Source organism: Photorhabdus kleinii (genome assembly GCF_025384885.1).
GTDB lineage: Bacteria > Pseudomonadota > Gammaproteobacteria > Enterobacterales > Enterobacteriaceae > Photorhabdus > Photorhabdus kayaii.
This window is the reverse complement of the sequence record NZ_JAJAFY010000017.1, coordinates 59,693-83,524: the sequence shown is the minus strand read 5'-3', so window position 1 is coordinate 83,524 and position 23,832 is coordinate 59,693. Positions and strand designations below refer to the sequence as shown.

Below are 23,832 nucleotides of genomic sequence, written 5' to 3'. Positions count from 1 at the left end.
CAACTTGAAAGATAACGGGTATAGATGAGCTGTGAGGAATCATTCGCTCTTTACTAACAAAAATAAAATAATCCAACGAAATAGATTCTTGATGTAACTATTCTTAAACCAAAGTACTCGGAGTATGTTAATGAAACGATTACATGATATTGAGAAATCGATGTTGCCCGTTGAATCCTACAAAATGCTTATTGGTGGGCAATGGGTAGATAGTGTATCCAAAGCAACGACCAAAAGTTATAACCCGGCGACAGGAGAACTACTGGCTGAATATGCATCCGGTAATGCTGAAGATGTCGATCTTGCTGTCAGCGCTGCAAAAAAAGCCTTCCACGCCTGGAGTCAAACCTCCGCAATCGAAAGACAATCAGCTTTGCTGAAAATTGCTGACTTACTAGAAGCAGAACAAGAACGTTTTGCCATCCTTGAATCACTGGATACTGGCAAACCATTACATGAATCCCTGAATATGGATCTACCAGCCAGCATTGACCAGTTCCGCTATTTTGCAGGTGTGATCCGTTCCCATACCGATGAAGCTTCAGTTCTGGATACCAATACACTTAGCTTGGTGATCCGTGAACCCATTGGGGTTGTCGGACAGGTAATTCCCTGGAATTTCCCACTACTGATGGCAGCATGGAAACTGGCTCCTGCTCTTGCAGCGGGCAATACCATTGTTATTAACCCGGCAACACTGACATCAATCACTCTGCTTGAATTGGGCCGAATATTGGATAAAGTCCTGCCAGCCGGGGTGGTTAACATTGTTACAGGTCGTGGTTCAGTCGTTGGTCAAGCCATTCTGGATCATGAAGATGTCGAAAAAGTGGCATTCACTGGTTCCACCAGAGTAGGTTATACCGTGGCCGAAGCCGCAGCCAAAAAGCTGATCCCTGCAACACTGGAGCTTGGTGGTAAATCAGCCAATATTATCTTCCCTGATGCCAATATGAAAAAAGCAGTAAAATATGCGGCCAAAGCTATTTTGCTGAATCAGGGTCAAGCGTGTGAATCAGGCTCCCGGTTGTTCCTGCATAAAGATATTCATGATGAATTCCTCAAATCGCTGAAAGCAGAATTCGAATCCATCCAGGTTGGTGATCCATTGGAAAAAGAAACTCAGATGGGAAGCCAAGTCAGCCAGGAACAAATGGAAAAAATTCTCGGATACGTGGAAATTGCGAAAAAAGAGGGTGCAACCATTTTCACGGGTGGTAAACGCATCACTGGAAAAGGTTATGACGATGGTTTCTTTATCCAACCAACCATCATTACCGATGTCACTAATGACATGCGAGTCGCGCGCGAAGAGATTTTTGGCCCTGTATTGACAGTGATTCCATTCAGCGAAGAAGAAGACGTCATCAGAATGGCAAATGATTCTGATTATGGCCTGGCTGGTGCTGTCTGGACACAGGATATCGACCGAGCACTACGCGTAGCTAAAGCTGTCAGAACCGGCCGTATGTGGATTAACACTTACCATGAACTGCCAGCTCACGCCCCATTTGGTGGCTACAAAAAATCAGGCATTGGCAGAGAAACACACAAAATGATGTTGGATGCTTACACTCAGGTCAAAAACATCTATATCAAAACCAGTGAAGAATAATCTCAATCAGTGATGAGAAAAGCCTTCCAAACGGAAGGCTTTTATTCAAACTTTTTCTTTAATATCAACACTATCTGCATTCACATCGTTAATATGTTCTTTCGTCAGCCGATAAACAACTGGGCTTAACAATGCTAATGCAATCAGGTTCGGTATTGCCATCATCGCATTCAATGTATCCGCCAATAACCAGACAAAATCCAATGACTGAGTAGCACCTACCATCAAAGCAATAATCCATACTACACGGAAAGGCGTAATGGCTTTTTGCCCAAATAGATACTGAGTACATTTTTCACCATAGAAACTCCAGCCAAGAATTGTGGTAAAGGCAAATATTACCAGAGCGCCCACAACAATATAGTTGCCACCAGGAATCGCCATAGCGAAAGAAGTCGCTGTCAATGTCGCACCTGTCTGACCGTTCAACCAACCACCAGTAATGACGATAGTTAAACCAGTGATAGAACAAACAATAATAGTATCGATGAAAGTACCTAGCATAGCGATCAACCCCTGGCGAATCGGGTTTTGAGTTTTAGCTGTTGCATGAGCAATCGGCGCACTTCCCAATCCCGCTTCATTAGAGAAAATGCCACGAGCTACACCAAAACGAATTGCCGCCCACACTGCTGCGCCCGCAAAGCCACCTTGTGCCGCAACAGGTGTAAATGCAGATTTAACAATCAGAACAAATGCAGCGGGAATTTCACTGAAATTCATCCCCAGAACAATAATCCCGGCAGCAAGATAGGCAATCGTCATAAATGGCACTAATTTACCTGCTACATCAGCAATACGTTTAATACCCCCAATAAGCACTGCACCAACTAGAATTGCCAATACGATGGCCGTTACCATGGTAGAAACGCCAAAGTTACTTTGCAGCACATCAGCAACAGAATTCGCCTGTACGGTATTACCGATACCGAAACAAGCAATACTGCCAAATACCGCAAACAACGTCCCCAACCAAGCCCACTTTTTACCTAAACCGTTTTTTATGTAATACATGGGGCCACCAACATAGTGACCGTTTTTGTCAACCTCACGGAAACGGACTGCCAGTACCGCCTCTGAATATTTGGTTGCCATGCCCACTAATGCAGTTATCCACATCCAAAACAGTGCACCTGGCCCACCCAATACAACTGCGGTAGCCACGCCAGCGATATTACCCGTTCCTATGGTGGCAGAAAGCGCAGTCATCAGTGCGTTAAATGGCGATATCTGCCCTTCTCCCCGCTGATGATTACGCTCAAATAGTAATTTAAAACCCGTTCCCAATTTACGTATAGGCAGAAAAGAGAGGCGGAGCTGCATGAACAACCCAACCCCCAAAAGACCGACCATCATCGGTACTCCCAATACTACCCCGTTAATAGCACTCAGCCATTCTGTGATTAATCCCATATATTCCCTCGGATGTTTCATAACAAAATAACAACATATTCGCAGCAACTTAATAAAGAATATTTATAGAAAATATGCGAGAAAAAATTTCGTAAAAATGGAAAAAGATTTGATACTTGTGAGTGATATCACTTGATAGAATTTTAAGATTAGAATGTTCAAAAATTTATCACGCCCAATACATTAAAAAATATTTAGGTATAAACCGTTCCCTTAATCAAAATAACTTATTAGAATATTTAATTACTTAAACTAATCAAAACAAAACATTATTCTTTATACTCCGTTTTTTATCAATTAATGAACTGATTAATATTATTTTTAAAAGTAATTTTTTAAGAAATAAATCATTGAGTATAAATTATCAGCGATTTTTATGAGAATATCTTGCTCGCTCTACCTATCATGTTTTTCCTTTTAAACAAACCACTATCCGAAATGTATTCATTACATCAGCCAAAAGAACAATAGAAAATATATGTGATATTTTTCTATTGTCATAAAACCACCGAATCTTTTTCGAGCCGCCTCACAATAATTGAATAACCTCATTGTTTTATTGTTCCACTCAACTCATTTTATCAGCCTGGGTTAATGAGTAAGGAGAGAACCTCATAATGGAACAACAATATTTCATTGGTGTTGATGTTGGCTCCGCCAGTGTCCGTACTGCGGTTTTTGACCAATACGGTAAACGGCATGCATTCTCCGCTCGGCCTATCCAGCAATTTCATCCAAAAGCTGATTTTGTTGAACAATCTTCTACTGACATCTGGGCGCAAGTATGTGCGACAGTAAGAGAAGCTGTTGCACTGGCAAATATTAATCCTATTGATGTTAAATCAATCGGCTTCGATGCCACCTGTTCACTCGTCGCGGTAGCAGCAGAAGGACGCTCTCTTTCTGTGGCCGAAAATGGCAATCCTGAACACGATATCATCATGTGGATGGATCATCGTGCCATCAAGGAAGCCATCACGATAAATCAAACCAATGACCCTGCACTCTGCTATGTAGGTGGTGAAATCAGCCCTGAAATGGAACTACCGAAAATCTTATGGTTAAAAAACCACTTTCCTCAACGTTATCAGGATATATGGCGTTTCTTTGATTTAGCTGATTTTCTGGTGTGGAAAGCAACTGCCGCTGATGTAGCCAGTATCTGCACGTTCACTTGCAAATGGAACTATCTAGCTCATCAAAAACAGTTCAGCGAAAAACTACTCTATGATGTAGGGTTAGAAGATTTAACAAATAAAGTTCCGTCTACCATCATTGAACTTGGCGAAAAAGCAGGTTACCTGACTGCTGAAGCGGCTAAAGATTTTGGGCTGCACACAGGAATCATCGTCGCCGGTGGTATTATTGATGCTCATGCTGGCGGATTGGCACTGGCTGGCGCCTATCCAGAGGGCAGCCTGGTTATTATCAGCGGTACCTCAAACTGCCACATGATTGTCAGTCCTTATCCTGTCATGGTTCCGGGGGTTTGGGGGCCCTATTTCGGCGCAATGCTACCCGGTTACTGGCTCAACGAAGGTGGACAAAGTGCCGCCGGTGCATTAGTTGAATGGTCAATTCGTCAACACAATAGCTGGCTAGAGCTGGAAGCCGAAGCCGAGGAATCTGGTCATCATTACTACCGGCTACTGAATGAAGCAGTTGCACAGTTAGAAAAACAAGAAATATACCCGACCACACAGCTTCATATTTTAAGTGACCATCATGGCAACCGTTCACCAAGGGCAAACCCTAATGCCAAGGGAATGGTAAGCGGGCTGACGCTGGCAAATGGTCGTGATGATCTGGCCCGTCATTACTTGGCAACACTGCAATCTATCGCTTATGGTACCCGCCATATTATTGATGCATTAGTCGAAGCAGGACACCAGATAAACAGGCTGGTTATGTGTGGTGGTGCAACCAAAAACCCTCTATGGTTACGTGAATATGCCAATGCCACTGGGCGCGAAATCCATCTCACTCAGGAAGAGGATGCTGTCAATCTTGGCTCTGCTTTGCTTGGTGCCGTTGCTTGCGGTTCCTTTGCAAACTTCTCTCAAGCAGCAAAATCGATGGTACGTGACGGCAACATTATCAAACCGGAAAAAGAGACATTTTTATTTCATCAAGCCAAATATCAGGTCTATCTACAAATGTACCGAGATCAACAGCGATATAACGAAATCATGCAAACCGGTAATTAGCTTAACGTTAATAATCTTAACGTTAATAATCCATCTATATACCCTATGGATTTCAAGATGAATCGCGACGGCAAGGGAGTGAATCCCCGGGAGCATTACATTTAAAATACATTTTATAATGACATTCTACAACTATAAAGCCATAAAGTAACCGGAGGAAAAGTCTCTGGGTTTTACCATAGCCATGCTTTCAAAATGGAAGGAAAAATGATCCACATTCTCTTAAATTAAACGAACTGACTCACTATTAAGAAACATATGAAAGAAAATAAGAACTCATTGATAAAATTTCTCCGGCCTCATAAGCCGGAGAAAAGGCGATCAATCCTTATACCTTATAACTGTATTGATAATATCCGCTAGAATCATAATAGAGACCAGACTTCTTCTCTACCGCGTTTAGCAACACACCTTTAATATGAATGCCATTTTGCCTAAATCGGCGAATAGTAACATTAACTTCTTTAACCCTTGTTTTATGATAACGTGCAATTAACAATGACGTTCCTGCATATCTCCCAATAATCGCAGCATCAGTTACAGCCAAAATAGGAGGAGTATCTACCAAGACATAATCATAATGCTCTTCTGCCCAAGATAATAATTCTTTAAATCTATTATTCATAAGTAATTCTGACGGGTTTGGCGGAATAGCACCTCGATTGACAAAATCAAGCTCAGTAAGATACGTTCTGGTAATAATCCCTTTTAACTGATGTTGACCAGACAAATATTCAGAAAGCCCCATAGATTGAGGACTTTCCAAGATTTTATGTAAACGACCTCTTCTCATATCTGCATCGATTAAAAGCACGCGTTTATTACTTAATGCCAATACAGCGGCAAGATTTACTGAAATAAAAGACTTTCCTAATTCAGGAGCAGAACCTGAAAGAAGAATAATTTTGTTTGCAGATTCCATCATTGAAAAATGCAAGGTTGTTCTAAGGCTACGCAATGCTTCAATAGCTAAATCAGTGGGATCTTGAATAGCTAATAACCGCAATTTCTGACGATGAGTTTGCTTTTTCTGTTGTTGATCAAGTTTGATCTGAGTCTCAGATAGTGGAATAGTAGCGTAAACGGAAACACCTATTTCTTCCAATTGTTCGGGGCTTTCGATTCCTTTACGAAACATGACTCGTATGCAAATCAACCCAGCAGACAATATAAATCCCAATACCATCATCGATGCAATAATCAATGACTTCTTCGGTTTTACCGCTGAACTTTCTACAATAGCTTCATCGATAATACGCACATTACCAACCGTCCCCGCTTTCACGATATTCAACTCTTGCTGTTTATTGAGTAACTGCACATAAATTTCTTGGTCAACTTGAACATCTCTGGCCAAACGTAAAATTTCCTGCTGTGTTTTAGGTAACCGTTTGATTGATTGATTCAGCTCCTTTTTGGTATCAACCAAAGTCTTACGTTTATCAAGCAACGCAACATAAGCGGGATGTTGTTTGGTATACAACTGCTGTAATTCAGCTTCTTTGAAAGTCAATTCATTAATCTGTTTCTCAATTTGGACCAATGTCTCCAGAGCCGATTTTGCTTCAAGTGATAAATCGATAGATTCATTCGCTTGACGATATTGATTAAGCAACTCTTCAGAACGATTAAGCTCAATTTTAACTTTAGGCAAATGATTTTTTAAGAAATTAAGGCTACTTTCAGCCTCTTCCGCCTTTCTTGTCACATTTTGTTGCAAGTAATTTTTACCAATACTATCCAGTATCAATTTTATTCTTGCACGATCATCACCTTCTATTTCAAGCAAGATAATACCGGTATTATTACCTTTTTCTTTTACCCGCAAAGCCTGTTGCAGCCCGCGAATAACACCCAATTTTCCCCGTTTAACCAACGTGAAACTTTGCCCTGGAGCAGCTGAAATATTTGAGATAAGCAAATTTATGCCATCGATATCAAATACTTTGTTTACTTGCCCGTGGAAAACCTGATCGTCAAAAAACAACCGATAATTTTCTGCATCGTCAACATATATTTTTATCCCTTTATTAATATATTCAGGTGATATTGTAAAATGTTTAATAACAATATCAGGCTTTGGCATACCACGAAGACGGGCAATGCCCTTACCTATCACAGGAAAATAATCCGCTGTAACCTGAACATCCAAATTTAGATCCTTTACTGTCTTTCCTAATATCATTCGGGAAGTTAATAACTCCAATTCTGCCGATATATCTGACGGTTTCCCAGAAAACATATCCGACATGTCGCCAATTAAAGGCAATGCACTACTTCTCTTTTCAACCTGCAATAAAGCATTTGCCTTGTATATCGGAGTTACAATCAAGGAATAACAAAGGCCAATAACGGTGAACAATAGGGTAATTCCACCAATCACCCAGCGATAATCGAATAAGGCACTAAGAAGACGGCCTAAATCAATTTCATCACTATCCGTATGAGTGTGACTTGATTTATCTGATGTAGTCATAAAAAGCCTATAATTACTTTATTGATAAGTAATGAAGAACAGCAAACCCATAATATAAAAATACTTATAAGTTATAATTTCCCTAACCAACTATTAGCACTATTAAATAATAACTGATACACATATTCATAAACCTCGATATCAGACTTATAAGGATCGGGGATCACCATTTCATTTAACCAATGACCTAAAAGCATTGTTTTCCCCCTTGCCCCTAGATTTATCCTATTTACAGCCTCAATATGTTTTTTTTCCATAACCAAGATCAAACTTGACTTCTGGCATAATTCACTGGTTAGTTGGCGTGCTATATGCCCTTCTAAGGATAATCCATGTCTAGCCGCAACCCTACTTGAGAATTCATTTGCAGGTTTACCAATTAAAGCCGATATTCCCGCAGAATAAATCTCTTTCTGAGGAAATAGCTGCCGCAATAAACGCTCTCCTGTTGGCGATCGACAGATATTACCCACACAAACAATCAGAATAGAATTGAACATTAATTCGGCCACTTACGAATCCATTTAGTTGTTTCAGTCAGGCTATTAATGCTTGATATCGTTGGCACCAACTGATTAATAACCCGATTCCAGCGAACGACTGGCGCACTGGTAACATAGACAATATCATAAGGTTGCAAATTAAACTCAGTTCCCAGGACTAACGCCGTCGCATCCTTAGCATTGAGCTGATAAATATTGGCTATTTTCCCCTTATTATCAGGTACATTACGCAGAGAACGGATAACAAAGATGCCATTAGCATCACTTGATAATTGATCTATACCTTCAGCATTACCCAATGCTTCGGTCAAAGTCATTCCACTGCGATCCATACGTAGAGTGGTTTGTTTTCTGACTTCCCCCATAACAAACACTTTCAAATCATCATTACGAGGAATGTATAAGATATCGCCAGAATAGAGCAGACGATTTTGCTTCAGATCACCATTTTGCATCAAATCTTGAAGAGAAATAATCGTTTCTTTTCCCTTATGAGTCAAAATGATCCTCCTCCAGTCAGCATTTTCGGTTAAGCCGCCAGCATGGTTAATCGCATCAATAATGGTTAAAGGAACGTTAGTGATAGGTTGTTGAGCAGACCTGGCAACTTCACCTGTTACATAGGCTTTTTGTGAACGAAAAGCAGCAATATTGACATCAACTTGAGGTGATTCGATGTACTTCGATAACTTATCAGTAATCATCGTACGCACCTGAGTGACCGTTTTTCCTTTCACATGAAGTTTACCAACATAGGGATAAAAAATCGTCCCATCAGAATGCACCCAGTTACCCGTATCACTAGCACTACGATATTGTCCTGCCGGTATTGTCAATTCAGGATGATCCCAAACAGTAACCATAATGACATCCCCCACACCAATACGGTATTCATACTGTTGTAATTCTTTATCTAATTCAGGATTAGGACGCGCAATAGCAGAATTCACTCGTAAATTTTCAATTAATTTTGGTGTTACCGGATAAACATTTACCAAATTATTAATATCATAGTTACTATCATCATCATTGATTATTTCTTTATTATAAACAGTAAGGCCACTCCCAGGTATAACAGTACAACCACCTAATAGCATAGAACCGGACAATGCCAGAACTATAATTAATTCCTTAATATTCATCAGAAATTTATCCTTAAAAAATAATAAACAAAAAAGAATACAGAAAATAGTATTAATTATAATCTCCCTAACAAAACTAGATTATAATATAATAAAATATAATATAATATAAAGATTTTGCTTAAGGTCCGCAAGATTCTAGGCTACTGGTCATATCACTTGGTAAAAACAATAGAAATCAACTTAATAGCTTTGAAAAATTCAGACTATTAAATAATAGGTAGTAAATTAATTAATTATTTTATTATTTAATATATCTTATAAGGTATTATTACAAACAGAAAGTAAGAACAGACCTATCAAATAAAGGATAGTGAGGATATTTATCAGAATTTATCGAAACCAAATACATACTCTCGATGACATTGTGAAGAAAACACATACCTACTTACATCAAATCCGTGTTCATATCATCGACTTTGGTGCTTGAAATGGTGATAAAAATAAAAAAACAGACAATCAATTTATCAAACAACTCCAATTATAAAACCCCAAATTTAGTCATATTATAAACAATAGCTCGGTAGTATCGGATATTTTTAGATTGTTTTAACTTTAAAAATCACCACTTTGTACTTTTCACGTTTATCAACTACCATTACCGGTTGTTTTATATAGCAGTAGAAGATCTGAGAATTGGACATATTCCACAAAAACTTTATCAACTGGGATTACCATGAAAAAATCTACTATACTAAGAATCGCCAGGCCAACTGACAATTTAACTCAAGTTGCTGAAATGTACTGCCGAGGTTTAGGATTTATTCTCCTAGAGCAATTCGAAAATCATGAAAATTTTGATGGCATCATTCTAGGGCATCCAAATCATCTCTGGCATCTTGAATTTACGCATCATCGTGGCACAACAGTAGGAAGATCCCCCACACAGGACAATTTATTGGCTTTCTATATACCAGACCATTCAGAATGGTTAGATCAGATATCATTAATGGAAAACGCTGGCTTTATTGCAGTCCCCTCTTACAACCCATATTGGGATATTGAAGGTAAAACATTTGAAGATACTGATGGTTATCGGGTTGTATTACAAAACACAGTATTCCTTGTTTGATTATTAATCGACCTTAAGCATACTTGCCCTAATAACCAACCCACACCTACGTTGTTTTACATTACGCAATAACATTATCAAAACTCAGCTATTGACACTGAGTTTTGATATATTCTTGCAAGTATTTCGTTTGCTGTTCGTTTTCAACAATCATTCTTCGGAGATCGAAATAATCTTGTTCAGTTGCCGGGTTAAGTCGTGGGGTGGCTGCATGGCCCACGCTGCCGGAGGAGCCGGTTTGGCCTTGATGACAGGTGGCCGCGATGCGCAACCGGCGATGACCAGCGGCAACATCATTGCGCAGAACATCAATTTCAGATTTGGCATTAGCAAGTTCCTTTGTATGCTGATTATCCAGTTCAGACAGGAGCCTTATCCTCTCCTGCTGATTAACGATTTCATTCTGCTGCTCCAGCAACTCACTCTGTAGCTTAACGGTCGTATCAAGCTGTTTGGTATACTTACCGTAATAGTGATAAGCCAGAAGCGAGGCAAGCGCCAGAGCAATAACAGTATAACCACGAGAGTTAAACTTCATAATATCGCTCTACAAAAGGGAAAATGCTTTATCAATGACCTCATCGCTATAAGGTTGACTACCATTTTCCATGGTAATAATGGACTTAATAAGCTCTGTCATAAATACTTTATTAAATACATCAACAACCTGATCGCGAGTCACTCCCGTGTCTTTACATACGTGGTTAATATAGGCATCAGTATTATTTTCATTAGTGGGAGCCCATCGTGAAATGATCCCTTTCACTGTTTTAAGGCCATATTTCCGATTGTAATTATGCAAAATTTTAATTATTGCCCGAAGACCATATTCAGGACTGACAAACTGACAGAAAGATTTATCAGTACGCTGTGATGCAGGGATCAAGCCTTGCCAACTATCACCCAAACGAATATTACCTGGGTTATTATTTCGAATGCCTCTGCTCATAATTCACTCCTATTGTTTATTACCTGTTTTGTTATTAACAACTTTTCTTAAGATCTGACCAAAATAGTCAGTGCCCAGATAACCAATAATGACACTGCTGATGTAAGCCAAATCCGTGCTCATACCAAAAAAATTCAACACATCACGGATAAACCAAGCAATCATGGCACACATAATAGAATCCATAATTGTCGTCCAGAATTTACCACCGTTATATCGACCTCTGAGATAAGCCATTGCGGCAGCCAGCGCCGCACCTATACCTTGTTCTTTGACTGACAGCAGCCATAACCATAGCTGCATCCAGATGTCAGGCTGTTTATCCATGTATTTCATCCTTCACTCCCACTCACATAAATGGGAATCCATAGGCTGCCGTGTAGCCTTAAATTTGAGTTAATAGGAATACTGCGAAATCAGTAGAATAAGAAAAGGCTACACATAGTGCAGCCTTAAATTTTATAAGGTGATTACTTACATTTAATATAATACCAAGCTCATCAACAAACTCTGCTGGTGTATCATTATGCGTAAGGGAATGATAATAATTAACAGATAGATATATCCGTTATCTTTCAAGTTACTTCTTTGTTGGCTGCACTCCTCCCGGTCACATCGTTCGCTATGCTCCTGGGGATTCGCTCCCTTGCCATCGCGATCCATCTTGAAATCCATAGGGTACAGTTTATTAAAGCATTAACTTTAAATTACCTGTCCTAATAGATTATGGAAAGACAGAGTAATCAGATGAAAACGATTAAAAAATTAGATCATATAGAGCATTGTAGTCACTCATCCATGAACCTCCTTAATATTAAGACTAAATTACAACGTATAATAAACCATAGTTCATGGTAATTATGCACACCTGGTAATAAATCTCTCAAGGCAATTTGATCAATAAAACGTTTAGCAAGCAATTTTTTTAAGGATGGATCGTGTATCTTTTTTCTGTACAAAATAAAAAAACTACCAACTTCTCGTATTGCATGACGACTAAGAGATCTTTTTAACGACTTTTCACCTTTAATTTCTTTTGAGATTTTAATAATTGAATTAACCACGGTAATATAGCTATCAGCTCGATGATATAATTTTTTACTTTCTCTTGAGCGAGTTATTGATTGCAAATTATGTCGATAACAATACAATTGCTCCTCACAAAATCCGATTCGATTCGATATAAGTGACAAATTAATTGTCCATAAGATATCTTCATGAAAGATATTTTCCATAAAACTCAGTTGGTTATTTATAATTAATTCTTTTTTAATAAGTTGTAACCAAACAAAATGTGGCCATTCTCTACACTCAACGCAATATTTTATCCACTCTTTACCCGTTAACACTCTGCCATAAGGTTGTCTACGTGTTATTCTTCTATTCCCTTGTGAGAATGGATCTTCTGTAAAACTGACTCCATTGCCAATTAACACATCTAATCTCTGTTCAATAGCTTGATCAAGCCATTTTCTTAATATTTGTGGTTTTAGCCAATCATCACTATCAACAAATAAAACCCACTCCCCTCTCGCATATTTTATGCCGTAATTTCTAGCTATTGAAACACCACGATTTTCTTGATTAAGGATCCGTATTCTATTATCTCTTTTTTCATATTCTTTAATTACTTCTAAGCTGTTATCTGTTGAACCATCATTAATAATAATGACCTCAAAATTAACATTTTCTTGCGAAGAAATTGAATCTAACAAATAGATTATATTATTTTCATCATTAAAAACAGGGATAATGATAGTAATATCAAACTGAAACATCTATCATCCTTTTAATGAGTTAGTTATTTTTGATAAAAACACCATTTTCATAATAAAAATGCACCTTTTCCCCATTGCTATTCACAGACCATACAATATTTTGAGCATCAATTATAGATGGGATTGAAAATTTCCACCAAAACAGTAAATCATTAAGTATGACAATGGCAAGATGCACTGGGAATTTAGGTATTACTATCTCCTGTAAAGATAGAAATAGTATCAGAAATCTATTGGAACAGTTTAAATAAATCGGCAAATGTAGCAGATAAAATTAAAACAATTAAAACAATTAAAACAATTAAAACAATTAAAACAATTAAAACAATTAAAAGTGATATTAATTTAAAATGGCTTGTGTAATCTATATTAAAAATACAGTTAAATACTTTGAGGGTGAAAAAGTAAAATATAATCAAGCATAATAAACAGAAGAAAATAACAGAAGAGGAACTATTCAACTAATTGTAAAATGAGCGATTCAAATGTTAATGTATTATTATATAGATATTCAAATAGCATTTAAAAATTTAAAAGACAATATTATCCCTTATTTATTAATGCAAAAATATTTAAAACTCATAGGCATTCTGGATAACATGGTAAGGGAGACAATTGCACTACAATTCTTTTTCCTGCAACGACGCGTTGTTGGCTTTTCGCCTGCACTGTCCGTTTCCCATCCCAACGTAGACGAGTCCTTAAGAATAACTCACCGTGAGAAAACTGCGGACTCAAACGCATAGAAAAAGTGACGGGTAGCATGTCCAAACGATAATGCATCTCACCCACTGTCAACACTTTTCCTTCAACCACCGTCAACAATGACACCTCAACGTTTGCCGTTCTGGGTAGAGAGGCCTGCATGGTCACATCGCCCTCAATCAGACGTGATGCTTCATGCTCAACAGCCTCACTAACACAACCGGTAATCAGCAAACACAACATGACCAACCCTATTTTGGTCATGTTAGGCTGATCCTACGTTGTGACAACGGAGTATGCTGCCCATCCAACAAACGCTGTAATGTTGTCTCATGTTCAAGCCCCATGACAAGACCTCTACTCAGCACCGCAGAAAGCGGCTCATGAACGTTTTGTGGTATATACCCTGACGTAACCCGACGACCACAACAAAGGCTATCATTTTCATGGGGCACATTTGTTAAATGAATGGGTAACGAATTCTCAATTTTCATACTCGCATTCCCAAAGATTCGTTCTGTTGAGAGCCCATCGGAAGTTGAGCTTGCAATAATTCCTGCCAAAACTCAGCATGATCCAACATACTTGAAAGGCTCTCTTCAAAAACAGCCTGATTCAACCGACTTGCTGACATTTGCCGATAAAGCTGCACCATCAGCGTTGACTCATCAAAACCAAAGTGAAGATCAAACTGATACCAATGACGATTAAAGCTAGCTAATTGACGGAAAATCCCCTCTCCGACCGCAGTAATATCAGCGACATCTATCTGTAAAATGAGCTGGTCACGTTCAGGAATTAAGATCAAAGAGAGGTGAAGATGCTCATCAAAACAGAGAGCAGCCACACCTTCATGATTTAAAGCTAGGTGCGGCAAGCCGAATTTAGCAGCAAATTCAGACAAAACTTGGTTGACGATGGCTATCACATCCATGGGTTACTCCTGCTAGAGAAGGCAATCAGACCAACTTGAATTACCGAGTAATCAAACAAACGGGTTACCCCCGCAGAAAAGGGACTCAGTTTACTACCATCGCCTTTTGGACCTCTGTCACTCAAGGGCAATTCTTTTAATAAAAAGGTCACCCCAGTGATTATCGAAAACCAAACACCGGAGCATAGGAAGATGCTTTTTTTCCTTAACACATCCTGCCAGTTAAGAACTGAAATCTTAATTTGATATTTTCGTTTTTCTGCACCTTTGACGGTATGAGTAGATTTTAAAAACGAGATAAAATAACGGTATCCATCAATAAGAGCGCACCTTTCGGTGCGCCCAAGCTTATTATTCAACGGGTCTACTCCGCCAGCATTACACCACACCAGTCGCCGCGCGCCATGCCTGGACATGGCTCTGATAAAGCTGCTGTATCAATTGCAAAACCTCTCTCATGAAATTGTTATCCAATGAGATCTGATCTTCACTCTTCTGTTTTTCATGTTGAGCAATAGATGAATCCACTTCATGTTCCTTAGCTTTAGCCTGAGAAAGTCCCTGTTCTACCTGTACCGAATTATTGGACATACTCTCTAAAGACTTCATCACTGAACTTAAGAACTGCTGCTTGCTGTTACGACTTTCAAAAACCAAGGTAATAGATTTCAGAGCACTCTTGTCAGCATCTTGTGCTACATTCCATACTCTACCAATTGCTGCCCGATCTGCATCGCTCCCCTTACCCAACTGTTGCAACTTAAGATCGATTAATTCGTTACGACCAGCAATATTACCTTCCAACGTCTTCTGCTGCTTAACCGCTTGACTGTTTTTAACGGAAGAAAAACCACCTATCAGCCCCGAACCAATCGTCATTAAGCCTGAAACCACTGCCATAGCAATCATCAACTTGGCGCTATGTCGCATCTCATCCACTTGTGACTTCTGAGCATCAATGGACGCTTTATTCTCAGTGTCACGCTGCAAAATACCCAGTTCACGCATTCTCTTGGCAATCTCAAACAACAGCGACATCATATCCAGCGTATTATTTAATTCTTGTCCGACATTTCCTAAGCGACTGGGATCGAAGCTCTGTTTCGGTACAATCAATTCAACCGTATCCGTAAGCCTAATTTTTTCCGGCTGTTGAACAGCAGCTTCATGTGCTGTCGGTGTCGGCACAGAACTTTTGTCAATTACAGCATCAACGCCGTTATCGACATTGCTCACCTGATGACTACTAACATTATCAATTCTCATTTTTTTACTCCCTAAATTCCCTGTGGTCGGCTGGCAAGGTTATTTATCATGTCACCTCTGGCATTGAGCATCTGAAAAATCATTTCCATCACATGTTGAAAAGACTCTACCAGTTGGGACAACTCCTCTTTCAATTTGTCCATAACAGCCTGAAATGCAGTCAATTCGCTACGTGAAAGCTGTACATCAGCTTGTCGGTTAGCCGCTTTACTCTGGAAGGCAGCATTGGTAGTTTGAGCAGCGCCATTAGCAACATCAACCACCATATCGCTCACCTGCACACTCACTTTCACACTTCTGGCCACAGTATTAGCTGCTGTACCAGCGACTTTTGCAGAAAGTTCTGCCGCCTTTACTGCCATCTTAGCTGTCATTTCAGCCACTTTAACGCCCATCTTAGCGCCCATTTTTGCTATCAAGCCAGCAGCTGAACCACCGAAACTGACTGCCGCTGCCGCCACAGCCATCGTAACCTCAATCGCAGTTATGACCGGCCCTAACCATTTCATGGTTTCCTTGCTGATTAAACCATCTTGAGCCGCTTGTTGTAGTCCCTGAGAGACCACGCCCATTACCCCTCCGGCAATCAGCAAAGCGCCTGCTACCGCACCAACGCCGGTAGCAACCATAATTGCTCCAACCACAATTGAGGCAATCGCACTGATCCAGCCAAAGATCTTAGAAAACAATCCAGATTTCTGTGCCTCTTTAGCTGAATTTTCAGCCTCTTTAATCTTCTGCTGGTTCTCATCCATTTTCTGCAAGCTTTGCTGGCGTGCTCGCTGGATATCTTCGATTTTGAGATTCGTCTGATCACGCTCAATCTCGCTGGTCAGTTTGCCCAGTTCAATCTCTATTGCCTCAGATGAGAGAAAATTCTCTACCATCTCCTTTGAGGACAATCGCGAAACTTCTGTCAGCTTTATTATCACCGCCTTTGTCAGCTCTTTTGCCTGCATCACCTCTTGCATACCTGATTCGAGCATAGCCATGTCTTCTGGTTTAGGGTGAGCATTCATCACTGCCAATGGCGCTGGCAATGATACTCCTCGTGACTTAGCAGTATCAGAAGGCAGCAAGTTACCCGCCTGGCTAGACGTAACGTGCTCCTCGCCTTTAGGAGGTATAGTTGCTGGGATCTCACCAACTTGAAAACCATCTCCCAATTGAGGAATTCGAGGTTTATTTACTATCGGATCCATTTTCCTGAGTCCTTTTTATTGTAATAGCTTCTAACATTGCACTAGAACTGGCAGCCAAAGCGGCCTGTTCCGGCGAAGCTGCCGCAAGCTGTTGGGCCGAGTAGAAGCCACTCTCAGCCCCATCAAGTTCTCCTAATTGCAGGAGACATTCGGCAGCATGAAATGGAAAACGGGGCTCATTAATATCAAGCATTGCTCCGTAGCTATAGCTTTGAATTGCCTGCTCCAGTTGCCCCATAGCCTGACGGCATGCCCCCAATCCAAGGAAGAACCGGGAGTCATAGTGATCTAACATACACAAAGCCTGGAATATCTTATGTGCATCCTGCCATTTGCCTGACTGATACTGGTTGAACGCTAGCGAGTAAAGTTGCTCCAACGTATCACTAGAAATATCCTTCAACATGGCAAGAGTGCCGCCATCATGAAGAAAAGATTCCAGCTCTTGTGCATATTGGTCAGAAGTCGTTGATGTTTCTTGATACTCCATAATCATTCCTTAAATTGCGCCGAGAATATTGCGCATAATACTGTCATACTTTTGAATAAAACGGTTTAACGCCTCAATAGCCGCGTTATAACGGGAACTAGCCTCATTTAAGCGTGTTGTTTTTTCCTGGACAGTATTGTTCAGTGGATTTACACGATCATTAACCGAAGTAGAAAAGTTGGCTAAGCGATTATTATCTTTGTCATATTCGTAAGAATCCGCCAGACCTGTCATAGCGCCGCTTTGCTTATTGGGACTCTCTAAAAATGCCTTAATAGAGATTTCAGAGCCAGAAGATATCTTCTTTAACAGTTTATATTCAGCACTTTTCTCAAAAGCGGCCTGATCACTAAAGCCATACTTCTTATAGTCCAGCAAATCGAAGGAACCGGAATCGGTAATATTAAGCGTCCCATTAGCTGCTAATTTCGCATTAATCTCCGACTGAATAACACTGTAAATCTTTAATTCTGCGGTCAATGCTGCCAGGTCATCACGCAACTCAAGTCGTTTTTTATCATGACCTGACATAACAGAAACAAATATATCGATTACATCATCATCAAGACGATCCGGCGTTAAATTAAAATGAACCGCAGCCAGAAAATCCCTTAATGTCCAATCAGTTTTTAATGTCGAGCTATTCAAGAAGGATTTAAGATTCTTGATACCATTCTTTATTTGGCTATCGAAATGACCATCTTTGACAATAGCGTCCGCTGGCAGAAAATAGGCAATCAGTTTTTTCAGGAGATCCTTATTTTTATTTTCAGTGATAACATCAGAACCAGATTTAATCTTGATCCCCTTATTAAGAATAAGCTCAACCAATTCATTGAGTTCAGAAGATCCAGAACCTTGTAATTGCTCTAGCGAAACCCCGTTCAGATCTTTCAAAAAAAGCTGTGGGTCATTTTGATATGGCCTAATTTCCACCTTCAAACTCCTTATACAATAATGCCACGCATACGAGGTGGGCGACGGAGACGCTTTCCCTCTTCCAGAGAGGGCGGTTGGTTGCTTCGTAAGCGATTAACTTCTGTCAGCAACTCTTGTTCGGCATTCTGAACTAAAGTAACGTCAGTATGACCAAACAGTTCTGTACCCACACTTGGGTTGATGCCAAGAGACTGCCACATCTCCTGCAACAGTTGCAGTCTGTGATCACTGTCCTTAATGGCCGCCTCAGCAGCGTGCAGTACCTTGGCGTTAGGTTTCTCTTGCATCAGTGACTCCTATAATAAAGAGAGATATTGATTCTTCCTGTCAAAGTTGGACTTTTTTTTGTTGTTTTCTCATTTGATGTAACGATATAACGCAACTGGCTTCTAACTCGAACCAGCCAGGCGCGACCTCACTTGCGCCTGTCCAACGGTGATAAAAGCGGGCCAAACGCTCATCATTAAGGGGAGAATCAACCAAAGTATTAACTTGACCATAAAGTCGGCTACCCGGCCCAAGCATTGCCATCGTTGCTGCTGCTAACAGATAAAGAGGCGCAAATGGATTAGCCAGTCCTCGACGCTGCCGGGTGCGACGTAACATGATGATCCAAACTCGTGGCGCATCATAGCGCCAAGCAATTTCACAATCTTCATACCACACACGCCAACCAAGAGGGATCGCGCTACTTCCCATATAGTGAGGGTGAACCGAATAACCCTGCTCCTCAAACCAAGGCTTAAGTGGATCACGGTTCATAGACACACCCTGCCAAGAGGTTGGATATTGATCTGTTGAGTCAACTCTTGATACGAGAGCACAGGCAAGCCGTGGTGATCACCTTCAATTAACTTACGAACATAGCGACGAATATCCATTGATACGATTAACACTGGCTTATTCTGCATCTGTGTTAAATCGCCCACTGTTTTCTTCATCTGTTCAAGGAAACTTTGCGTCACCGCTGGGTCTAGCGCCAGATAACTACCTGCGCTCGTTTGACGAATACCACTCCGGATCTGCTCCTCTACCTGTTGATCCAACAAATAGGCGGGCAGAATATTGTTGCCATTAGCATACTTGTAACAAATGTAACGCTTGAGACTACTGCGAATATATTCCGTTAATTGCACTACATCTTTCTCCTTCTGCCCCCACACCACCATAGCTTCGAGAATCGTACGTGTATTACGAATAGAGATGTCCTCGCCTACCAACCGTTGCAGTATCTCAGTCATCCGTTGCAATGGGATTATGCGCATGGCCTCCTTGACCAATTCCCCATAACTGCCTTCCATCTGTTCCAGAAGATAACGGGTTTCCTGCACGCCAATAAAATCTTCGGCATACTCCCGCAACACATGTGACAAATGCCAAGTGATCACCTGAGACATGGATAAAACCGCTAGCCCAGATTTCCCCAAACGTTCCTGATGTGCTTCGGCTACCCACAAGGTAGGCTGATTAGGTAATAGAGGTTCCCCTTCTTCATAAGGGATAGCCAGTAATTCCAACTGACTGACCGGTTCCTGCACCAGTAAATGCGCTGAACGCAGCCGACCACGGGCAACGGGCACCTCTTGTAGCTGGATCAGGTATTCCCCTTGCTTCATCCCTTCATTAAAACGTAAGTGAATACCCGGAAATGGTACGCCCAAATCCAAATAGAGGGCGCGTCGTACCCGTATTAATTCATCATTCAGTGAAATAGCTTCCAGCTCAGCCTGTAATCCCGCATCCACATCAATAAGTAAAGGAACCGTCATAGCAAATTCCTCTTTCTCATTCAGTTTTCCAGCTTTGGCCTTACTGCCGCTCTTGGGTTTAGATTTGGCCGCCGGTGCGCCTGCCCCTTGGGCTAACAGTCTAGGAAGATCCGCTTGTTGGCTGGCGTTGGCTTGTCGCTGGCGCTGGAACAGCAAATAACCGCCACCCGCCACCACCAGTGCAAGCATTAAGAAAGTTAATGTAGGGAATCCAGGAATAAGGCCAAATACCACCAATAAAACACCGCCAATTAATAGTGCCTTTGGTTGAGCAACGACCTGATCACCAATCTCACTACCTAGATCAGAGGCGTCTTCTGACGAAACTCGGGTAACAATGATGCCTGCCGTAATCGCAATCAACAGGGCAGGAACCTGAGAGACCATACCATCACCAACGGTCAAAATGGCGTAGAGCTGCAATGCATCGGACGCTGACATCCCTTTTTGGGTGACGCCTATAGTTATCCCACCCAAAATGTTGACAAAGATGATGAGGAGACTCGCAATCGCATCACCCTTAACAAATTTCATCGCACCATCCATCGAACCAAACATCTGGCTCTCTTTTTCGATAATGCTACGCCTCTCCCTGGCTTCATTGACGTCAATAACACCAGCACGCATATCTCCGTCGATACTCATCTGCTTACCCGGCATGGCATCAAGGGAAAAACGAGCACTAACCTCAGCTACGCGCTCCGAACCTTTGGTTATGACGATAAATTGTACAATAGTGATGATCAGAAAGATCACTATCCCGACTATCAGGTTGCCACCGACAACGAAATTACCAAAGGTGTAGACTATTTTACCGGCATCTGCTTGCAGGAGGATCATCCGGGTGGTACTGACGGAAAGCGCCAAACGAAACAGCGTGGTCACCAGCAAGACCGCAGGAAAAGCGGAAAACTGTAAAGGGGAATTGATATAGACCGCCATCATCATGAGCACAACAGAGATGGTCATATTAATGGCGATCAAAATGTCAAGTAGGACAGGCGGAAGTGGCAAAACCATCATGAAGACCACGGCTAGCAACAATACTGCCAACATGATGTCTTTACGCTCGCCAATCAGACGCAATAACTCAAACCCACGGTTCACAATAGGACCCCTTGAGCGAGATAACGCTGATAAGCACCGCGTGCTTCTTCCAGGTTCCCTTCCTGTTGACAAGCACGGCTAACACAAAGCCAGAGGGCGGCGCTTTGTTCACCCTGCTCTTGTAAGAGAGTGCAATGTTCTTTTGCCATGCTCCCCTCTTGCAGTTTAAGTAATGAAACCACCAAGGCGCGACGCCCTTCCTGATGTTCAGGATGCAAAGCCAGTAATGCATCCAATAAAATACGAGCTCGGTCAGGATGACCGTATTGAAGTTGAAGCCAGCCGAGCAGCAACAGAGCGCTCTGCTGTTTAGCACTGAGAGTCATGGTCATACCTTGTGCAACAGGTGCAGAGCCATCTGCAACAACTGTTCATCTTGATTCATTTTTTCCAACAGGGAGACAGCATGCTGTACCCTGATGTCATTACCTTGTTGCAAAATTGTACGCAGACCACTAACCGCCTGACGAAAATCATGTGGACGCAACAGAGAGTGAAACCCATCTTGCGGGCAGGCAAAAGCCAACAAAGCCTGATCAGCCTTGTTGGCTGGATAAAGACGTGCGGCGTGAGTCTCAACGGATTGACCATCGGGCAATAATGCGTAGCGATCAGGTAAACTAACCTCTATCTCTTCCCGACTGATCGCCGTTAGTTGCTCAATTCCTATATGGGCGGCAGCGATTTTGCTCACGAAGCGAGCACCTCACGCTGTACTCTTAGCAAAGAGCGAAATGCCTGATGCAGCAAGGGCAACGTTATATGTCGTTCATCTAGTGTCACAAACAATAACAGGCGATCTTCCCCCAACCAACCACAACGCAAGGGCAGTTCAGGCCCCTGACCACTGAAAGTGAGTAGCATCGCTTTCACCATGACCTCTTTTCCCTGATGCCAGGGAATTTCACGGGCCAGCCAAAGTGTTAATGCGCCACCATAGCGCTCAATTTGCAACGTACCAGAATACTCAAAATCGATTTGGATCAAGGGGCTAGAAGCATCAGACATCTCCATACCCAAATCCTGACAAAACTGGAGCAACTGTGGCTCTATCCAGTTCATGATGCTCCCTCTCCCGACCACAATTCGTCTTCTTCTCTCTCAATTGCTGTATCCAGCGCCAGTTGACAAGCATTAAGCAAATTTTGGCGCTGTTCTTCATCACTGAACACCTCCACCGGAATCAAGCGAATCACTCGCTTTAACTCCCGGTAGAAATGAATTTGAGTTTGGCTATCCTGCAATCCCAAAGTATGACCGAGTATTTCAACATCTCGCACATTGGCCCAACGTTTCTCAACCAGAGAAACGACATCCCCCATAAGGTCAGAAGGCCCGTATGCCATGACTTTCCCCCTCTACCACGCTTTTCCATAACTGCTCAACCTGAACCGATAAACTGTTAAGCAAACGGAGTTTATGCATGTCACTCATCACACGTTCCAACTTAATCGGATCAAGTTGCCGCTGTTGGCTGTCCAAATCAGCACTCAACGCTTTCATGATGAATCCTGTTACTTCCATCAGGGAACTACTCTTGAAATTGGATTGAATATCCCGCCAGGCAGCCGACAACCCTTGGTAATCCATAACTGCATCACGATAGATGTTGCGCAATGCTTGCAAATTACCAACCCCGTTTCTAGCTGCTGCCGTGGCATCAGGCGTAATGCGGGCTCCCAACTCGATAGCCATTCCCTGCTCTTGCGCTAAACGTGACAATTCCTGTTCAACCAATGTCAATATGGCATGTGCCTCTGGCCTACCCGCCAGCGCCTCACGGGCCTGACTTAGCGCATAGAATTGCTCACTCACCTCTCCAGAGAAACTTTCCAGATAAGCCTGTAACTGAGCAATATTAGTCAACTGAGCACTATTTAAGTGAGAGATCAATGCCTTGACTTTTTGTTGACGCTCTAAATCTGGCACTTTCTGCAAATATTCACCCACCAGTGCCTCAATTTCTCGCACCCTGGCATGTCCATCGCTAACTTTACGTTTGGAAAGTGGCATATCCTTGCGTTCCGAAAATGCAAAAGTCATCTCTTCGGCCGCATCAGCAAAAGACTGGGATGCTGATACCAGCACAACTTTCTCTCCCTGAAACTGACCTACCTTAGCTTGTTCCTGTTGTGCGGTAACCCCAGCACCCAGTTCTGATAAAGTTATCGAATGAAGATGATTCTGGATAATATCCATAGTCTACCTTGTCATATCAGAGTTAATAATGAACAAATTATAAAGATACCGCTCCTGGGCCTATGC

The 23,832-nt window shown here is 41.5% G+C and carries 27 protein-coding genes; 3 read left to right on the top strand and 24 right to left on the bottom strand.

Annotated elements, in window-relative coordinates:
- Nucleotides 1-130 precede the first annotated feature (130 nt).
- A complete protein-coding gene (locus LG003_RS10835; RefSeq protein WP_112879061.1) occupies nucleotides 131-1,615 on the top strand; it encodes an aldehyde dehydrogenase family protein in 1,485 nt (494 codons plus the stop codon).
- A gap of 45 nt (nucleotides 1,616-1,660) precedes the next feature.
- Here LG003_RS10835 and LG003_RS10830 read toward each other — a convergent pair whose 3' ends face one another.
- Nucleotides 1,661-3,028, bottom strand: a complete 1,368-nt coding sequence (locus LG003_RS10830; protein WP_262980702.1) for an alanine/glycine:cation symporter family protein — start codon at nucleotides 3,026-3,028, stop codon at nucleotides 1,661-1,663.
- 617 nt (nucleotides 3,029-3,645) lie between these two features.
- On the opposite strand from LG003_RS10830, the gene LG003_RS10825 reads away from it, so the two are divergent.
- Nucleotides 3,646-5,235 carry an FGGY-family carbohydrate kinase gene (locus tag LG003_RS10825; RefSeq protein ID WP_262980701.1) on the top strand — a complete coding sequence of 530 codons (1,590 nt, stop codon included), beginning with the start codon at nucleotides 3,646-3,648 and terminating at the stop codon, nucleotides 5,233-5,235.
- Nucleotides 5,236-5,563: 328 nt separating this feature from the next.
- Here LG003_RS10825 and LG003_RS10820 read toward each other — a convergent pair whose 3' ends face one another.
- From LG003_RS10820 to LG003_RS10810, 3 genes are all read right to left on the bottom strand, one after another.
- Entirely contained in the window at nucleotides 5,564-7,711 is a 2,148-nt protein-coding gene (locus LG003_RS10820; RefSeq protein WP_112879058.1) for a polysaccharide biosynthesis tyrosine autokinase, read from the bottom strand.
- Between the two features lie 71 nt (nucleotides 7,712-7,782).
- Nucleotides 7,783-8,211 carry an arsenate reductase/protein-tyrosine-phosphatase family protein gene (locus LG003_RS10815; protein WP_112879068.1) on the bottom strand — a complete coding sequence of 143 codons (429 nt, stop codon included), beginning with the start codon at nucleotides 8,209-8,211 and terminating at the stop codon, nucleotides 7,783-7,785.
- Nucleotides 8,211-9,356 (bottom strand): polysaccharide export protein, encoded by a 1,146-nt coding sequence (locus tag LG003_RS10810; RefSeq protein ID WP_112879057.1) that lies wholly within the window; start codon nucleotides 9,354-9,356, stop codon nucleotides 8,211-8,213. The genes LG003_RS10815 and LG003_RS10810 overlap by 1 nt, the downstream gene beginning before the upstream one ends.
- 676 nt (nucleotides 9,357-10,032) lie before the next feature.
- Between LG003_RS10810 and LG003_RS10805 the strand changes: the two genes are divergently transcribed.
- On the top strand, nucleotides 10,033-10,428 hold the full coding sequence (locus tag LG003_RS10805) for a VOC family protein (protein ID WP_262980700.1): 396 nt from the start codon (nucleotides 10,033-10,035) through the stop codon (nucleotides 10,426-10,428).
- 88 nt (nucleotides 10,429-10,516) lie between these two features.
- Here LG003_RS10805 and LG003_RS10800 read toward each other — a convergent pair whose 3' ends face one another.
- The 20 genes from LG003_RS10800 to sctW form a co-directional block, all read right to left on the bottom strand.
- Nucleotides 10,517-10,966 carry a lysis protein gene (locus LG003_RS10800; RefSeq protein WP_262980699.1) on the bottom strand — a complete coding sequence of 150 codons (450 nt, stop codon included), beginning with the start codon at nucleotides 10,964-10,966 and terminating at the stop codon, nucleotides 10,517-10,519.
- Between the two features lie 9 nt (nucleotides 10,967-10,975).
- Entirely contained in the window at nucleotides 10,976-11,377 is a 402-nt protein-coding gene (locus LG003_RS10795) for a structural protein (RefSeq protein WP_112879054.1), read from the bottom strand.
- A gap of 9 nt (nucleotides 11,378-11,386) precedes the next feature.
- The gene (locus LG003_RS10790; protein WP_112894998.1) at nucleotides 11,387-11,713 is read right to left on the bottom strand and encodes a phage holin, lambda family; all 327 of its coding nucleotides are present in this window, start codon (nucleotides 11,711-11,713) and stop codon (nucleotides 11,387-11,389) included.
- A gap of 452 nt (nucleotides 11,714-12,165) precedes the next feature.
- On the bottom strand, nucleotides 12,166-13,155 hold the full coding sequence (locus tag LG003_RS10785) for a glycosyltransferase (RefSeq protein WP_112879052.1): 990 nt from the start codon (nucleotides 13,153-13,155) through the stop codon (nucleotides 12,166-12,168).
- A gap of 579 nt (nucleotides 13,156-13,734) precedes the next feature.
- The gene (locus tag LG003_RS10780; protein ID WP_112879051.1) at nucleotides 13,735-14,124 is read right to left on the bottom strand and encodes a YscW family type III secretion system pilotin; all 390 of its coding nucleotides are present in this window, start codon (nucleotides 14,122-14,124) and stop codon (nucleotides 13,735-13,737) included.
- Nucleotides 14,121-14,354, bottom strand: a complete 234-nt coding sequence (locus LG003_RS10775) for a T3SS regulon translocated regulator ExsE family protein (protein ID WP_112879050.1) — start codon at nucleotides 14,352-14,354, stop codon at nucleotides 14,121-14,123. The genes LG003_RS10780 and LG003_RS10775 overlap by 4 nt, the downstream gene beginning before the upstream one ends.
- Nucleotides 14,351-14,794, bottom strand: a complete 444-nt coding sequence (locus LG003_RS10770) for a type III secretion system chaperone (protein ID WP_112879049.1) — start codon at nucleotides 14,792-14,794, stop codon at nucleotides 14,351-14,353. The genes LG003_RS10775 and LG003_RS10770 overlap by 4 nt, the downstream gene beginning before the upstream one ends.
- A complete protein-coding gene (locus LG003_RS10765; protein WP_146747918.1) occupies nucleotides 14,785-15,153 on the bottom strand; it encodes a hypothetical protein in 369 nt (122 codons plus the stop codon). Before LG003_RS10765 ends, LG003_RS10770 begins: the two co-directional genes overlap by 10 nt.
- A 19-nt stretch (nucleotides 15,154-15,172) precedes the next feature.
- Nucleotides 15,173-16,060, bottom strand: coding sequence for a YopD family type III secretion system translocon subunit (locus LG003_RS10760; protein WP_112879047.1), 888 nt, complete (start codon nucleotides 16,058-16,060; stop codon nucleotides 15,173-15,175).
- An 11-nt stretch (nucleotides 16,061-16,071) separates the two neighbouring features.
- Nucleotides 16,072-17,262, bottom strand: a complete 1,191-nt coding sequence (gene sctE, locus LG003_RS10755; protein WP_112879046.1) for a type III secretion system translocon subunit SctE — start codon at nucleotides 17,260-17,262, stop codon at nucleotides 16,072-16,074.
- Nucleotides 17,243-17,752 carry a SycD/LcrH family type III secretion system chaperone gene (locus LG003_RS10750; RefSeq protein ID WP_112879045.1) on the bottom strand — a complete coding sequence of 170 codons (510 nt, stop codon included), beginning with the start codon at nucleotides 17,750-17,752 and terminating at the stop codon, nucleotides 17,243-17,245. Before LG003_RS10750 ends, sctE begins: the two co-directional genes overlap by 20 nt.
- A 9-nt stretch (nucleotides 17,753-17,761) precedes the next feature.
- A complete protein-coding gene (locus LG003_RS10745; protein ID WP_112879044.1) occupies nucleotides 17,762-18,688 on the bottom strand; it encodes a virulence-associated V antigen in 927 nt (308 codons plus the stop codon).
- A gap of 11 nt (nucleotides 18,689-18,699) precedes the next feature.
- Nucleotides 18,700-18,978 carry an LcrG family type III secretion system chaperone gene (locus LG003_RS10740; protein WP_112879043.1) on the bottom strand — a complete coding sequence of 93 codons (279 nt, stop codon included), beginning with the start codon at nucleotides 18,976-18,978 and terminating at the stop codon, nucleotides 18,700-18,702.
- A gap of 40 nt (nucleotides 18,979-19,018) precedes the next feature.
- On the bottom strand, nucleotides 19,019-19,453 hold the full coding sequence (locus tag LG003_RS10735; protein ID WP_112879042.1) for an LcrR family type III secretion system chaperone: 435 nt from the start codon (nucleotides 19,451-19,453) through the stop codon (nucleotides 19,019-19,021).
- Nucleotides 19,450-21,516 carry a type III secretion system export apparatus subunit SctV gene (sctV, locus tag LG003_RS10730; protein ID WP_112879066.1) on the bottom strand — a complete coding sequence of 689 codons (2,067 nt, stop codon included), beginning with the start codon at nucleotides 21,514-21,516 and terminating at the stop codon, nucleotides 19,450-19,452. Before sctV ends, LG003_RS10735 begins: the two co-directional genes overlap by 4 nt.
- 47 nt (nucleotides 21,517-21,563) lie before the next feature.
- A complete protein-coding gene (sctY, locus tag LG003_RS10725) occupies nucleotides 21,564-21,893 on the bottom strand; it encodes a type III secretion system chaperone SctY (RefSeq protein WP_112879041.1) in 330 nt (109 codons plus the stop codon).
- 2 nt (nucleotides 21,894-21,895) lie between these two features.
- Nucleotides 21,896-22,261 carry a YscX family type III secretion system protein SctX gene (gene sctX / locus LG003_RS10720; RefSeq protein ID WP_112879040.1) on the bottom strand — a complete coding sequence of 122 codons (366 nt, stop codon included), beginning with the start codon at nucleotides 22,259-22,261 and terminating at the stop codon, nucleotides 21,896-21,898.
- Nucleotides 22,258-22,629 (bottom strand): type III secretion chaperone SycN, encoded by a 372-nt coding sequence (gene sycN / locus LG003_RS10715; protein ID WP_112879039.1) that lies wholly within the window; start codon nucleotides 22,627-22,629, stop codon nucleotides 22,258-22,260. The genes sctX and sycN overlap by 4 nt, the downstream gene beginning before the upstream one ends.
- Nucleotides 22,626-22,913, bottom strand: a complete 288-nt coding sequence (locus LG003_RS10710) for a TyeA family type III secretion system gatekeeper subunit (protein WP_112879038.1) — start codon at nucleotides 22,911-22,913, stop codon at nucleotides 22,626-22,628. The genes sycN and LG003_RS10710 overlap by 4 nt, the downstream gene beginning before the upstream one ends.
- Complete coding sequence (gene sctW / locus LG003_RS10705; protein WP_112879037.1) at nucleotides 22,894-23,766, bottom strand: type III secretion system gatekeeper subunit SctW; 873 nt, start codon at nucleotides 23,764-23,766, stop codon at nucleotides 22,894-22,896. Before sctW ends, LG003_RS10710 begins: the two co-directional genes overlap by 20 nt.
- Nucleotides 23,767-23,832: the final 66 nt, after the last annotated feature.